General features: G+C 46.2%; 10 protein-coding genes. 6 read left to right on the forward strand and 4 right to left on the reverse strand.

Features of this window, described 5'->3' with window-relative positions; genetic code table 11:
* The 3 genes from AC1DFM_RS33305 to AC1DFM_RS33315 all read left to right on the forward strand — a co-directional run.
* Nucleotides 1-6,383, forward strand: a 6,383-nt coding sequence (locus tag AC1DFM_RS33305) for a T9SS type B sorting domain-containing protein (RefSeq protein ID WP_477081111.1), incomplete at its 5' end; no start/stop codon positions are given.
* 173 nt (nucleotides 6,384-6,556) lie between these two features.
* Nucleotides 6,557-6,850, forward strand: a complete 294-nt coding sequence (locus AC1DFM_RS33310; protein WP_477081112.1) for a hypothetical protein — start codon at nucleotides 6,557-6,559, stop codon at nucleotides 6,848-6,850.
* A gap of 293 nt (nucleotides 6,851-7,143) precedes the next feature.
* Nucleotides 7,144-8,397 (forward strand): family 20 glycosylhydrolase, encoded by a 1,254-nt coding sequence (locus AC1DFM_RS33315; RefSeq protein WP_477081169.1) that lies wholly within the window; start codon nucleotides 7,144-7,146, stop codon nucleotides 8,395-8,397.
* Nucleotides 8,398-8,446: 49 nt separating this feature from the next.
* On the opposite strand, the gene AC1DFM_RS33320 is transcribed toward AC1DFM_RS33315, so the two are convergent.
* The 3 genes from AC1DFM_RS33320 to serA form a co-directional block, all read right to left on the reverse strand.
* Complete coding sequence (locus AC1DFM_RS33320; protein WP_477081113.1) at nucleotides 8,447-10,024, reverse strand: S41 family peptidase; 1,578 nt, start codon at nucleotides 10,022-10,024, stop codon at nucleotides 8,447-8,449.
* Between the two features lie 33 nt (nucleotides 10,025-10,057).
* Nucleotides 10,058-10,816: a hypothetical protein gene (locus AC1DFM_RS33325; RefSeq protein ID WP_477081114.1), complete on the reverse strand. Its 759-nt coding sequence runs from the start codon at nucleotides 10,814-10,816 to the stop codon at nucleotides 10,058-10,060.
* 184 nt (nucleotides 10,817-11,000) lie between these two features.
* A complete protein-coding gene (serA, locus tag AC1DFM_RS33330) occupies nucleotides 11,001-12,236 on the reverse strand; it encodes a phosphoglycerate dehydrogenase (RefSeq protein WP_477081115.1) in 1,236 nt (411 codons plus the stop codon).
* A 313-nt stretch (nucleotides 12,237-12,549) separates the two neighbouring features.
* On the opposite strand from serA, the gene AC1DFM_RS33335 reads away from it, so the two are divergent.
* From AC1DFM_RS33335 to AC1DFM_RS33345, 3 genes are all read left to right on the forward strand, one after another.
* Nucleotides 12,550-13,761, forward strand: coding sequence for a serine hydrolase domain-containing protein (locus AC1DFM_RS33335; RefSeq protein WP_477081116.1), 1,212 nt, complete (start codon nucleotides 12,550-12,552; stop codon nucleotides 13,759-13,761).
* A 295-nt stretch (nucleotides 13,762-14,056) separates the two neighbouring features.
* On the forward strand, nucleotides 14,057-14,635 hold the full coding sequence (locus tag AC1DFM_RS33340) for an HD domain-containing protein (RefSeq protein WP_477081117.1): 579 nt from the start codon (nucleotides 14,057-14,059) through the stop codon (nucleotides 14,633-14,635).
* Nucleotides 14,636-14,661: 26 nt separating this feature from the next.
* Nucleotides 14,662-15,180 (forward strand): hypothetical protein, encoded by a 519-nt coding sequence (locus AC1DFM_RS33345; protein WP_477081118.1) that lies wholly within the window; start codon nucleotides 14,662-14,664, stop codon nucleotides 15,178-15,180.
* 137 nt (nucleotides 15,181-15,317) lie between these two features.
* On the opposite strand, the gene infC is transcribed toward AC1DFM_RS33345, so the two are convergent.
* On the reverse strand, nucleotides 15,318-16,016 hold the full coding sequence (gene infC, locus AC1DFM_RS33350) for a translation initiation factor IF-3 (RefSeq protein WP_477081119.1): 699 nt from the start codon (nucleotides 16,014-16,016) through the stop codon (nucleotides 15,318-15,320).
* Nucleotides 16,017-16,025: the final 9 nt, after the last annotated feature.

Consider the following 16,025-nt stretch of genomic DNA (forward strand, 5'->3'; position numbering starts at 1 on the left):
CATACCATACCGCTACACTGGTATGGACAATCACTAACGGCACTTGTGCCGCTACTACCAGCCAGGTGAAACTCACCAACTACGAAGTGCCTTCTACTTCAGTAGCTGGTCCTGAGCAAAAACACTGTAATGATTCCATCTTCACCCTCGCGGCTAACAAGCCGGCGCAGTTCGGAGCATACGGTGCATGGACCATTGTTGGTGGTAAACAATCATGGATCACTATTGCAGATACTTCTGCATACAATACCAAAGTGACACTGCTGGCTGGTCATACCGCTACACTGATATGGACCATCACTAACGGCACTTGTGCCGCTACTACCAGCCAGGTGAAACTCACCAACTACGAAGTGCCTTCTACTTCAGTAGCTGGTCCTGAACAAAAACACTGTAATGACTCCATCTTCACGCTCGCAGCTAACAAGCCTGCACAAATGGGTGCATACGGTGCATGGACCATTGTTGGTGGTAAACAGTCCTGGATCACTATTGCAGATACTTCTGCATACAATACCAAGGTGACCCTGCTGGCTGGTCATACCGCTACACTGGTATGGACCATTACCAACGGCATTTGTGCAGCTACTACAAGCCAGGTGAAACTCACCAACTACGAAGTACCTTCTACAGCAGTGGCCGGTCCTGAGCAGAAACACTGTAATGACTCCATCTTCACCCTCGCGGCTAACAAGCCTGCTCAGTTCGGAGCATACGGTGCATGGACCATTATTGGTGGTAAACAATCATGGATCACCATTGCAGATACTTCTGCATACAATACCAAAGTGACACTGCTGGCTGGTCATACCGCTACACTGGTATGGACCATTACCAACGGTACCTGTGCCGCTACCACTTCTCAGGTGAAACTGACCAACTATGAAGTGCCTTCTACTGCAGTTGCCGGTCCTGAACAGAAACACTGTAATGACTCCATCTTTACCATGGCTGCTAACAAGCCTGCACAAATAGGTGCATACGGCGCGTGGAGCATTGTTGGTGGTAAACAGTCCTGGATCACTATTGCTGATACTGCTGCATACAATACCAAGGTGACACTGCTGGCCGGTCATACCGCTACACTGGTATGGACCATTACCAACAGTACCTGTGCGGCCACTACAAGCCAGGTGAAACTGACCAACTACGAAGTGCCATCTGCAGCAGTGGCTGGTCCTGACCAGTTACATTGTAACGATTCTATCTTTACGATGGCGGCTAAACCGGTAACACAATATGGTGCATACGGATTCTGGACGGCAGTAGGTAAACCTGCATGGGTAACTATTACGAAAGACTCTGTAAACAACACCACAGTGAAAGTTCTGGCTGGTCATACTGCCACCATGATATGGACTACGGGTAATGGCACTTGTGCAGACAATGCAGATACAGTACTGCTCACCAACTATGCTGTACCAAATGCAGCTGTAGCGGGTCCGGATCAGTTACACTGTAACGACTCCATCTTCACAATGGCAGCCAAGCCAGTTACTCAATTTGGTGCATACGGATTCTGGACTGCAATAGGTAACCCTGCATGGGTAACCATTACGAAGGATTCTGTGAACAACACCAGCGTGAAAGTACTGGCTGGTCACACCGCTACCCTGGTATGGACAACTGGTAACGGTACTTGCGCAAACAATACCGACACAGTGCTTCTGACCAACTATACACTGGCGAACAAAGCGCTGGCAGGACCTGACCAGGAACATTGTAATGATTCCATCTTTACAATGGCCGCTAACGCTCCTACTCAGTATGGTGCATACAGCTACTGGACCGTTGTTGGTAAGCCAACATGGGTAACGGTAACGAAAGACTCCATCAATAACACCACCGTGAAAGTTCTGGCTGGCAATACTGCTACCCTGATATGGACCATCACCAACGGTACTTGTGCCGCTACTTCTGACACGGTATTATTAACCAACTACGCGGTAGCCGCAAAAGCAAATGCCGGCCCTGATCAGTCTATCTGTAACAAAACAGACGACTTCATTATGCAGGCAAATGCACCTGGTGTTCCAACTGCCAAAGGCACCTGGACACTCCTCAGCGGAACTGCTACTATTAAATCACCAAACAGTCCAATATCTGCGGTGACGGTGCCGATAGGCGATACCGCTGTTCTTCAGTGGTCTATTGCAAATGGTGTGTGTGACTCTACTTTCAGCAGAGTGACTATCATCAACTACAAAGCAGCCATCACAGCTAACGCTGGCCCTGACCAGGAAAAATGTAACACTACTGCCGACTTCATCATGAAGGCCAGCCAAACTGGATCAAGCAGTGCAGTAGGTGTTTGGACAGACATCAGCCGTATCCCTGGTGCCGCTACTATCAAGTCACCAAATGATCCATTCACCAGTGTAACTGTTCCAATAGGCGACACCGTTATCCTGAAATGGACCGTTACCAACGGTACTTGTACCAGCAGCAACAGCATTGTAACGCTGATTAACTATAAGAAAGCAGATGATGCAGACGCCGGTAAGGATATTGAAATGTGTAACAACACAGGCGATTTCACTATGGCAGCCGCTACCCCATCTGTTCCAAGTGCCAGAGGCTTCTGGTCTATTATTAAAGGCAATGCTGTGATCAAATCCATCAATAGCCCTACTTCTGCGGTAAATGTTAACGTAGGTGACACCGTTACCTTACGCTGGACAGTCACCAACGGCGTATGTAGCGCTACCTGGGATGATGTGACACTCATTAACTACCGCTTACCGGTAGCTGCTAACGCAGGACCTAACCAGGAACACTGTGATGACGCTACCTTTAAAATGAATGCCAGCGATCCTGGTGTKGCAGGTGCAAAAGGTACCTGGATTGTTACCAGTAGCAACGCGGCACTGATCACTATCAGCGACATTAACGCGAAAGATGCTACTATCACGGTTCCTGCCGGCGAAACCGCACAACTGACCTGGGTAGTAAGCAACGGTGTTTGCGACKCAACCACCTCCAGTGTGATGCTGATCAACCGCAAACCAATTCTGGGTAATACCATCGCTAACGATCAAACCGTTTGCTTAACAGAAGTACCAATGGCGTTACGTGGTAACACATTAACCGGTGGTAACGGTAGCTACACTTACCAGTGGCAGCAAAGCACCACTGGCGCTACCGGACCGTTTACCAACATCAGCGGTGCTACCAGCGATGTGTACCAACCAAATGCACTTGCTGTCAACACCTGGTTTAGAAGAGTGGTTGCTTCCGGTGCTTGTGTTAACAACATCAGCAATGCCGTGAAAATCACTGTAGTAACCATCAGACCGATTGTTACCTTCACGCCGCCTGCTATCACAACAGAATGCGAAAAAGGTAAAGACTACACTACCCTCTTCGGTGAACCGGTATTTAGTCATGCGCCTTATGATAATGAAGTGCTCGATGTACAACACCATGATGTAACCGTGGTTACTTCACCTTGTCTCAGCAATATTACCCGTACCTGGACAGCTACTGACAGATGCGGATTATCCGTAAGCGCTTCACAGACCATTACGATAAAGGATACAAAAGCACCGGTGTTCACCACCCCTGCTCCTGCCGATATCACGGTTGACTGTGATAAAGTGCCTGCTAAGGTGGACCTGAAAGCGAACGACGACTGTGCAGGTGAAATCATCATCCCGGTAGTGGAAGTTCGTCAGGATATTCCAGGCAGCTGCGCTAATAGCTACCTCCTGATCCGTACCTGGACCGCGAAAGACGAGTGCAACACCGGCATCACCCTGAAACAGGTAATTACGGTGAAAGATATGACTGCTCCGGTATTCAATATGGCTACACCTGCCGACACTACGGTAGATTGCGACAAAGTACCGAACGGCTTCAATCTCACCGCGAGCGACAACTGTACACCTGGTGTAATCACAGTGGTTCCGAAAGACTCTGTCGTACGTAATCTGAATGATTGCAACAGCAAATACATCATCTTCAGAAAATGGACTGCCTTTGATGAATGTGGTAATGCCAGCGCAGTACAACAAATCATCCAGGTACAGGATACCACTAAACCGGTATTCAGTATGCCTGCTCCGAAAGACACCACAGTAGATTGCGATAAGGTTCCAGGATGGCCGGTTATTACCGCTGCCGATAACTGTACCGCTAAAGTGCAGGTATTCACCAGCAGCAAAACGGTAACACTTCCGAACAGCTGTGGTAACAACTACCAGGAAATCCGTACCTGGACCGTTACAGACGATTGCGGTAACAAACAGACCATGCAGCAAACCATCACTGTTCAGGATACCACTAAACCGGTATTCACTGTGAAACCGCCCACAGACACCACCGTGAGCTGTGACAATATCCCTCCTCCTGCTACAGATGTACAGGTAACAGACAATTGCAGCAGCATCGGAAATGGCCTGACCGTAATACGTCGTATCACTACCGAAAGAACACCTGGTGACTGTGCCGGTAACTACCGCATCATCAGAACCTGGATTGCGAAAGATGCCTGTGGTAATACCACCACCATGACGCAGGTAGTAACGGTGAAAGATACCACCAGACCTGTTATCATGCCTGCACCGGCAGATATCGAACTCTATTGCCAGGATAAAATACCTGCTCCACCGGTACTCACAGCCACAGACAACTGTGATAATACCTTCCCGAAAAGAGCTATCTATACAGAAGATCCATTTGTAGTAGATATCTGTAACGGCTATACGATTGTGAGAAGATGGAGCATTATGGACGCCTGCGGTAACAAAGCCAACGACGTAACCCAGCGTGTAGTCATCAAGCCTTGTGCTAAACCACAGCTGGAAGCTACGCTGCCGTCCAACTGTTCCAACAACGGTAGAATAGCATTACGCAGAGTGGGCGATGTATACATGCCAACCTACACCCTGGTAGCGGTAACACCTTCCAATGTAGTAACCGGCTTGCCGCTCACACAAAACAATAATGTGTTCAACCTGAATGGCGCTACTTCTGCTTCCTTCATCATCACAGATGGCAGAACCGGTTGCTCTTCCGATACCGTTACTTATAAACTCAACTACATCCAGCAACCAATGGTGAACCTGGGCAACGACACCACTATCTGCGGTGGCAACAGCCTGGTACTGGATGCGGGTCCTGCTAACTTCGCCTACAAGATTACCTGGTCTACCGGTGCTACTACGCAACGGATCAATATCAACCAGGCCGGTACTTACTGGGTGAATGTGAGCAACGGAGAATGTGCGACTACAGATACCATCCAAGTTGGTCTGATACCAACACCACTGGTAGATATCCCTGATACTACTATCTGCCGCGGTCAAACCGTAAAACTGGATGCCTATGTAAATGGTGCGCAATACCTCTGGAGCAATGGTTCTACTGCATCCTCCATACTGGTAGGTACACAGGAACAATTCTGGGTGAAAGTGATAAAAGCAGGATGTATCACCATCGATACCGTGAAAGTAAGCGTGAATCCTCCACCAGATATCAGCCTGAGTCGTGATACATCTATCTGCCCTGATCAGTCTATCATGCTCACCGTGAATTCAAACGGCGGCCGTATCAAATGGCAGACAGGCGAAACCGGTAACTCTATCGTGGTAAATAAACCAGGCGGTTACTGGGTAGCAGTGAGCAGAGACAATTGTGTGGTAAGAGATACTGTGAACGTACGTCTGAAACCAACACTCAACCTGGAGCTGGGACCAGATAGAAATATTTGTCCTGGTGGCAGCATCACACTGGATGGTACAAATCCGGATGCGATCTCCTACCTCTGGAATGATGGTGATCCTAACCCGGTTAAACAAATCACACAGGCCGGTAAATACAAACTGGCAGTAATGGACAAATATTGCCAACGCGTATTCATGGATAGCGTGAAAGTAAATATCACTGGTTTACCTGTTATCAACCTCGGTAGAGACACCGTAATGTGTAAAGGTGAAACACTGACCCTCCATGCTGAAGGCGGCGGTATCACCGGAGTACGTTGGGATAACGGATCTTCCGCTTCTACTTACCAGGTGACCAACGGAGGTACTTACACGGTAACTGTGTTCAACGATTGCGGATCTGCTACAGATGATATCACAGTAGACTTCGTACAATGTGAACCAAAACCAACAGTACCAAATGCCTTCTCTCCAAATGGCGATGGACGTAATGATGTGTTCAGACCAGTAGTAAGAGGACAAATGTTCAGCTACGAACTGCGGATCTTTAACCGCTGGGGTGAATTAATCTTTATGACTTCAGATGACCATAAAGGATGGGATGGTAAATACAAAGGCGTTCCGGTAGATGTAGGCACCTATGTATGGTGGCTCAGCTACAAGAAAGTTGCCGGAGGAGTTTCCAATGTGCTCAAAGGTGAAGTAACAGTAGTTCGCTAATCCGAAAGCATATAACATACCGCGAAACGCAAAAGGTTTTCACCTTTTGCGTTTCGCTTTTTAAGAAACAGCCACCCAAAAAGAAACGTTCATTTGTTTTACATTTTTGCTGTATACTTTTTTGCTTAACTTAGTTACCCAGCGAATGTTCTCAACAGCAATAATTTTACTATATGAAAACTTATGATACCGTAACGGCCGCGATGGAAGATCTCCGCAAACGCGGATACACGGCAGATTTCAATCTCGTTTTTGATGCTATACACGAGAAAGACACCAAAGTGCACCCACAGGATTTTGAAATTACAGAGACCTATCGCTTCGAAGGAAACACCGATCCGGGCGATGAAGCAGTGGTATACGCCATCCAGACGAAATCCGGTACCAAAGGAGTTTTAATGTACGGATATGGAGTCTATTCAGAAGATATGTCAGAAGATATGATCCGTAAATTAGGACATAAATAATCGCCTTCCCACAAAGGCTCAACCGGGCAAAACGCAAAGTAATCTCCTTTGTGTTTTGCCCGGTTGCATTTTTACAGCAACCGCTTTTTGCTTTTTGCCGCAAATGGTCCTACTTTAGCGGGTTATCAGCAATGTGTACATGAAAAAACAGCTTATTTTATTACTACTAACGGCCGGTTTAGGTATATCCGCCAACGGTCAGTCGGTCGGGAATCTTGATTTGATTCCACGTCCAACGACTATCAAAGCGCAACCCGGTTCTTTTTCCCTTACACCGCAAACCCCGGTATACACTGTCCCCGCTTTTTCAGCAACGTATCCGCAATGAAAAGCTGAAAGATGAAAATGAGTTGCAGAGTTACGCCATTAAACGGATGGAAAAATTCCTGTCGGCACATCATCGTAAACTGTTGGGATGGGACGAAATACTGGAGGGTGGCCTCGCACCAGCAACTACGGTCATGTCATGGCGGGGCGAAAGTGGTGGCATCGCAGCGGCCAAAGCAAATCACGACGTCATCATGACGCCAGGCGGCTATTGCTACTTCGATAGCTATCAGGCCGATCCGGCCACACAACCGGAGGCCATTGGCGGCTATCTGCCGCTGGAAAAAGTATACAGCTATGAACCCATTCCTAAAGAACTGGATGCAGAAAACGCGAAACATGTGCTAGGTGCACAAGCCAATATCTGGACCGAATACATCCCCACCTCCTATCACCTGGAATACATGGTGTATCCACGTTTGCTGGCATTGTCTGAGGTAGTATGGTCGGATACAGCGCATAAGAATTTCGCCAATTTTCAACAACGGATGCAGTCACAGTATCACTTACTTCAACGGCTAAACGTAAATTATTATCGACCTTCCTATGCGGTGACTATTCATCCGGAAATAGATGCGGCGCATCATCGCACCGTGATATCATTTGGCTCAGAGCAATACCAGCCGGAGATCCGTTACACACTGGACAGTACCCTGCCGGGCAGCCAGTCCACACGATACACCGGTCCGTTAACCGTTACCGGCTCTGCTCCTGTCCGCGCCGCTATTTTCAAAGACAATCAACTTCAGGGAACGCCTGCTTTTCTGCAGTTAGATGATCATCTCGCCATTGGCAAAAAAGTAATCTATAATCTCCCTTATAGCGAGAAATATCCTGCACAAAAAAATKCCACATTTGTAAATGGATACCGCGGTTCTCTCACCTATGGAGATGGCCAGTGGCAAGGGTTTGAAGGCGACATGGATATTACCATTGATATGGATCAGGCAACGGCACTGCATCGTTTATCCGTTACATTTATGCAGCTGACAGGTCCGGGGGTATACATGCCTGCGCATGTGGAAGTGTTAACCAGTGATGATGGGAAAAATTTCAAACCGGTAAAGCAGGTAAACAATGATGTTCCTACCAGTAATGCTACCTTGACGTTTAAAGATTTCAGGTTTGATCTGAGTGGGCAAACAGCGCGATACATCCGGGTTCGCGCCAAAAATGACCAACATGGCTTTATGTTCGCCGATGAGGTGATCATCTATTAAGAAGATAAACCGTAGCTGTTGGCAGTCACTAACAGCTACGGTTATACGATTATTTTAATTTCAATATTTCTTTACTTAAGCGGTAATCCACCATGCCGTTGAAATTATTGAGTGGTTTACTGTTAGGAATAGCAATACGCAATTCACTTCCACCTGTACTAAACTGAGCCGCCCTGGGGGTGGGAAATGACCCGGTATTGATATAGGTCATAATTTTTATAAGATTGTCATCTTTGTCAGTTAAGCCCCATGGGACGTTTACATAATCTACAGCGGCCTTATCTACATTAATCCCGGTATAATAATCACCGACACCTCTGGCATTATGTGTKGCAAAATTAATGGCGTAAAGGTCTGCCAGGTATTTCGCTGTACCATTATGATTGTAAGCAGAAATATTAAAATCGATAAAGCCAACTGGTTTACCAAATGTCTTCTCTCCCACTAACAGCACTGTACTGTAAGGCTTGAGGTTATTTAATGTTAACTCGCTGGCGGAGGCGGTACTACCGCTGGTAATGAAAAATACATGATCCAGTGCGAGACCACCTGTTCCTGCGGGGAAGTTCACAGTTTCTGTGAGCTTAACATCAGACAACTGCGCCATGAGCTTATCATTGTACTTATAAGTATACATTATTTTACCTGCTGCAGAAGCCGGCGCAATGGCACTGTCCAGGTATTCCGCAGTAGTAGTGGCTCCTCCTCCGTTATACCGTAAATCCACGATCAGATTTCTGATACCATTGGATCTAAATCTGGCAAACACCTGATCCAGCACTATTTTGGTATTGGTAGGCTGTCCCTTTTCGTTGAAGACACTGGCGAAAGTATACAAACCAAAATAACCGACTTTAGTATTATTGGCGGCCGTATATATGGTATCAAATAATACCGGATTCACTTTATAGCCGGCAGTATTTGGCTTAAGGGTAACAATGAACGAACCTTGATTATTGGGCCGCTTAATCCCAAGTGTTACGTCGCCGGTAGACACCATGATTTGATTATACACGGCCCTTAATGAGGCGTCTGTGTTAACAAATGCCGTTGTTCCGTTAACAGAGGTAATTTCGCATCCTCTGTCGATTCCGGCCAGTCCTGCAGGGCCGTTTTTATCCGCATACAGCACAAACAGGCGTACCAGATTGGTATCGGCTGATGCGAGCACTGGTGCATAGTCGAATCCGAAATCGCTGTTGGTTGCGGCAAACGTACTGGCAGAAACACCATTCATGAGCTTATTTGTCAACGTTCCATTCCGGTCCAGGAAGCTATAATGATCATACGGCGCCGACGTAGCGGGGTTGATCGCATATCTTTTCATAACATTCAGCAGCGTATCTGCATTGGGATAGCTGCTGCTGAATGGGTCCAGCTTAGGTACGGAAGAATACCAGAAATAGGTAGGCAGTCCGCTATTCGCATTACGCCCACCATCCCCATAGCTAACCTGCATGATCTGATACATGAGGTACTTGAGAGAGTCTTCGGCTTCGGTGGCAGTTAGCTCCCCATTATTTGCCGGCCCATTATTATTGTCTTTATGACAAGCCATAAAAACACTGGCACAGAAAGCAATGGCCAGTACAGCTTTAGTTCCCGTAGTAAACAGTTTCTTATACATAAAAACGATTAAGACAATTTCAGGGTCAGCAGCCTAGTGAGTAGCCAATGTTTGTCTGGTCCAGAAGTCTGCGGAATAATACAATGCGAAATGATCAGCGTATTCACCAGGCATGGGGGCTGGCTGGCCTTTGGCCCGCTTGGCTTCCATTTCCTTTTTATCTTCTCTCTTCATCGCGTTTACCTTAAAATGATAAGCAATGGGTTGCTCTGTCAGTGTGGTAATACCCAGCATTTTCAGTGGAATAGCCAGTTCACATACCAGGTTACCGGAGGCTTCGTAGGAAGCAGCTGTTTGAATACCAAACGTATTGCGAACTGAAATATTGCCATTAGGGATGCTGTCGAATCCATCCACTTTTATATCTTTCAGATTAGCCAGAATTTGCTTTTTCAACTCTCCGGCGATAAGGGCCCGGGAAGCTTCTGGTACATCAGGCGCGCCTGTGCTTACATTTTCCGTGATCGGAAAAGTAACGGCGGCTCCCCCCTTCTTTTTACCGGTTGGATTTAATGAAATGGTAATGCCGGAGCGCATAATTTTCATCTGGCTTTGCGGATCAGGCACACTTACGATTACGTATATATTTTCTTTATCGTTGGCTATGGTGTAAAATAACTTGGTAACGTTATTATAGAACTGTAGGGGTTTAGGCCATTCGGTGGCTTGTCCGTCCACTTTCATATTGGCTGGCGCCCATTTGTTAGGTTCGTCTTGTGCGGAGGCATTTACGTATAACAAAAGCCCGGCAATCAGCCCGACCCCGGTTATCAGTATCCTGTTCATTTTCATGTGCTATTTTTTTCAGTTGCACTACAAGGTTAACAAAGAATTTTCAAAATATGCTAAGAAAAAGCATATATCCGTAAAAAGAATCGGTGAATGAGGTGATATAGGGGTTGAAAAAATAATGGATTTACGGGAGATGAATACCTTCGGTAGTTCCTCTCTCCGCAAATCCATTACCCTTGACTGCTTAATACAGTAATCTTGTCTTAATAGTATGTGCTACTTCTTTTAACAGCGCTAATGCTTCCTGCGACAGTTTAGTATCCACGTCCAGTACCACGTAACCAATCTGGTCGTTGGTTTTCAGGTACTGACCCAGGATATTAATTTTATTGGCAGACAAAGCGGTATTGATAGCAGATAACACCCCAGGTACGTTCTGGTGAATATGTAAAATACGGTGTGTATTTTCAATAGGTGGTACGCTGATGGCTGGCACCGTGTGTGAACCAAAGCTGGCACCTTTCTCCAGGTAGTTCAGCATTTTGCTACTCACGTCCAGGCCTATATTATGTTGTGCTTCTTCTGTACTACCTCCGATATGTGGTGTCAGAATTACGTTCGACAATTGCTGCAGTGGTGTGCTGAAAGCCGCGCCATTCTTTTCTGGCTCTACCGGGAACACATCGATGGCGGCGCCGGATAACCTTCCGCTCACCAACGCCTCTTTCAGTGCTTCCAGATCTACCACTTCCCCGCGGGCATAATTAATGAAAATAGCACCGGGTTTGGCGTCTGCCAGTACTTCTGCGGTGATCATGTTAGCCGTTGTTTTGCTGGAAGGCACATGCAGGGAAATAATGTCTGATTTACCAAACAGTTCTTTCATAGAGCGGATCTGTTCTGCATTACCCAGCGGTAATTTGGTTTCTGCATCGTAATAGATCACGTTCATCCCCATTCCTTCTGCCAGTACGCTTACCTGACTACCGATATTACCGTATCCTACAATACCCAGTGTTTTACCCCTGAGCTCATAGCTGCCGGTGGCTTCTTTCATCCAGATGCCTTTATGAGCGGCCGCGTTCTTATCAACAATGCGGCGGATGAGAATAATCGACAAGCCTATTACCAACTCAGCCACGGAGCGGGTGTTGGAATAAGGCGCATTGAATACGGCAACACCATGTTCGGTAGCTGCTTTCAGATCTACCTGGTTGGTACCAATACAAAAACATCCTACTGCCTGCAGTTTCCTTGCCGACTCCAGCACTTTACGGGTTACCTTGGTTTTAGAGCGAATGCCCAGAAGGTGTACGTCCTTGATTTCATTAATGAGATCTTCTTCGCTTAATGCGCCCGACAATTTGCGCACCTGATACCCGGCTGTAGTAAATTCTGCTACCGCTGCATCGCTGATGTTCTCTAATAATAAAATGCTGATCTTCTCTTTCGGATAACTTGTCGACTTTTGCTGGTCCATAATATTATACTAAATTATATGTGTATCTATATGTTGCAATTGGCTTAATAATTGCTGATAGCGGGGAAACAGGGCACAAACCTACTCGATGTTGGGGAATAATCAAATAGTAGTGTAATCAAATTCGATTTTATCAAAAAAACGCAGTTCTCAGCGCCTTTTTTTTAACTTTTTTCAGCATTTCAGCTTAAAAATCAATTAAAAGGATTTGAAAACGCTGTATTTATTTGGCAGTCTTTTACTTTGGGTATAAATTTAGCGCTTTGTATTTTTTAAGGGTCATTTTGAATTAAGCAAGTAGTATACTCCTCTAATGAAGCGATTGAAAGCAGTAAGGATCATTTTAACTATATCGGGAATTGCAATAATAACAAGTTGTCAGAGTAATGCAGCAAAACGGGCAGCCGAAAAAACTAAAGCAGCAACAGACAGCGTTCTTTACACCCTGGGGTTAAGTGCAGCAGAGAAAGAGGCGATATTGAAATCGCCCCGCACCATTCAGATGCAACGCGAGCTGGATGCATTTTACAACGGCAAATTATTGCGCACCGGATTCAACGGCGCCATACTGGTAGCCAGAAAAGGTGTTGTTATTTTCGAACAATATCACGGTTATGAAAACTCAAGAACGAAGACACCTGTAATGGATAGTTCTTCGTTTCAACTGGCGTCTGTTTCTAAAACCTTTACTGGTGCGGCTGTATTGTGGTTAGCACAAAAGGAAAAACTCAGCCTTGACGATTCATTACAAAAATTCTTTCCCCAGTTCCCCTATAAAGGCATTAATGTACGCATGCTGCTGAGTCATCGTAGCGGCCTGCCGAACTACCTTTATTTTTGTGATAGTTTATGGAAAGATGAATCCCGCTTCATTACCAACAATGAAGTGATCAAATTAATGGAAGTGCACAAGCCTCCTATGCAACACTTGCCAGGAACGCATTTCCAATATTGCAATACCAATTATCTGCTGCTGGCTTCTATCATTGAAAAGGTGAGTGGTCAGAAATATGCGGAGTTCATGGAACAAACTATTTTCCGTCCGTTAGGGATGACCAATACATTTGTATATGATCCTGCCTCTGCTGCACGGTCGCATCAAACCCAAAGCCATAAGTACAACGGACAATTTGAACCAGACACCTACTTCGATGGCGTGATGGGCGACAAAGGTATTTATAGCAGCGCCCGCGATATGCTGAAATGGGACCAGGCACTTTATTCCGGTCAACTGTTAAATGAAGCTACGCTGAAGCAAGCCTACACACCATACAGCCACGAAAAACCAGGCATCCGTAACTACGGACTGGGATGGCGTTTAATGGTATACCCCGACAGTACTAAAAACATCATTTATCACAATGGCTGGTGGCATGGTAACAACACGGTGTTTTACCGCTTTGTACAGGATTCTACTACCTTAATCATCTTAGGTAATAAATATAACCGCGGTATTTATCAGGCGGTGAAACCGGTACGTGATATCCTTGGCCATGGTGATGGTGAGGAAGCGGGAGAAGAATAACGCATCAACATCTTTCAGATATAAAAAAGCAGCCCCGCTATAGTGGGGCTGCTTTTTTATTATTACGCGAACGTCTATACGTAAACCTTTCTACTGGGTAAAATGCCCGGGAACTATTGGTGGCGCCTGATACCCCACTACCTATCCATCTCCCTAAAAACGCCCCTACTACTCCACCGGTATTAATAAAAAGATAACAATGTGCAGGCGGATATCGCAGCAACAGCCATTACATTTGCGATAGTGTCACGGTATACTATGAAAATACAGTACTAACCCTTATTAACGTACGAAAATGACCGACAACGAATTACACGCGCACCATGTTATTGAAAGGATCTTTGGACTGTATGAACAATACGGTAATCACGAATACGGTGAAGAAGTGACTATGCTCATGCATATGATGCAAGCCGCGCTGATAGCAGAGAAAACGGGGTTTGAAGACGAGATGATCATCGCTGCTTTCCTGCATGATATTGGCCATTTTTTTGAACAGGCCGATCAGATGAGTGAATATGGCTCCAGAGCGCATGATGACCTGGGTAGTGCATACCTGCTGCAATGTGGTTTCCCTGAAAAATTAGCGAAGCTGGTGGGAAGTCATGTGGCAGCCAAACGTTATCTGACCTGGTCCGACAGTGCTTATTATGATACGCTTTCCGAAGCCAGCAAACAAACCCTCACCTTCCAGGGCGGACCTATGACGGAGGAAGAAGCCCTCGCCTTCCGTAAAGATCCTTTGTTTTCACAATACATTCAGCTCCGGATCTGGGACGATATGGGAAAAGAAACCGATCAACCAGTACATCCCGAAGATGTGGCCCGCATGAAGCAAAAAACACTCTCTTATTTAATGCAATACGGCAATTAAGCCACATGCATTATATTKCCGGGCATATGGATCTTCGCTCGGAAATATTAGCAGAACATTCCCGTACCCAATCGCTCCACATAGCGAAATGGGTGGGTAAGGATACGCAGCGCTTTCAACAGCTACTCGACCTCTTTCTTTACGATGAATACCGGGTAGTACAACGTTCGGCCTGGGTCATGCGTTTGGTGGCGGAAAAACATCMGGCAATACTGTCCCCTCACCTGCCTGTTATTGTAGGCAGGATGGAAGAACCGGGTGTTCCGGTAGCCGTGAAAAGAAATGTATTAGGGGTATTGCAGGACGTCCCTCTCCCCGAAAGCCTCCATGGCCCGGTGATGAACAGTTGCTTTGCCTTCCTGGAAGATCCACAGGAAACGGTGGCCGTGAAGTCTTTTTCTATGACGATACTGGCCCGTTTGGCAACAGATTACCCGGAAATCAAAAATGAAATCCGGCTGTTGATAGAAGATCAACTGGAAAATAATCCCACTCCCGGCATTCGGTCGAAAGCCAGGAAGGTATTAAAGGAGCTGAAAGCATAAATCCGAAAGCAAAAAGCTATTGGCGCGAATGAAAAGAGCGGATGAAGGATTTAATCTCCTCCGCTTTATTATTCGCGCCAATAGCTTTTTGCTTTCGGCTTTATGCTTTCAGCTCTTTAAAGATATATTGCCAGAAGTTAGGCGTTAGCATCATCTGCTGGAGCTGCATCAGCTGCAGGAGGTGTAACTGGCGCCTTTGGTTCTCTTGGTTCTCTTGGCTCCCTTGGTTCCTTAGGTTCCTTTTCTTTCTTCTTAGCCGCTTTAGGAGCGAAGATGGCGATCATACGCTTACCTTCCATGGTAGGCATACTTTCGAGACCACCTACTTCTGCCAGTCTTTCAGCAAACTTCAGAAGAATCAATTCACCACGCTCTTTAAACATGATAGCACGACCTTTAAACTGTACATAGGTTTTCACCTTGTTACCGTCTTTCAGGAAGCTTTCAGCATGCTTGGCTTTAAAGTCGAAGTCATGGTCGTCGGTATTAGGCGTAAAACGAATTTCTTTCACTTCGCTTTTGTGCGCCTTCGCCTTCATTTCCTTTTCCTTCTTCTTCTTTTCGTAAAGGAATTTGTTGTAGTCGATGATCCGGCAAACGGGGGGTACGGCATTCGGAGAAATTTCAACCAGGTCTAAACCTTGATCTTCCGCCATTTTCAACGCCTCCTCAGTTCTGTAGACACCTACCTCAATGTTTTCACCTACAAGTCTTACCTCTGGGACGCGTATCATCCTGTTGGTACGATGTTCTTGTTGTTGTTCTCTGCGGAAATTGGGGTTTCTGCCCCGGTTGTTGTTGTTGCCGCCAAAACTTGGTCTGGGTCTTTGTTGCATTAAGAAAAT

The sequence above is a fragment of the Chitinophaga sp. 05T412 genome (genome assembly GCF_056396465.1).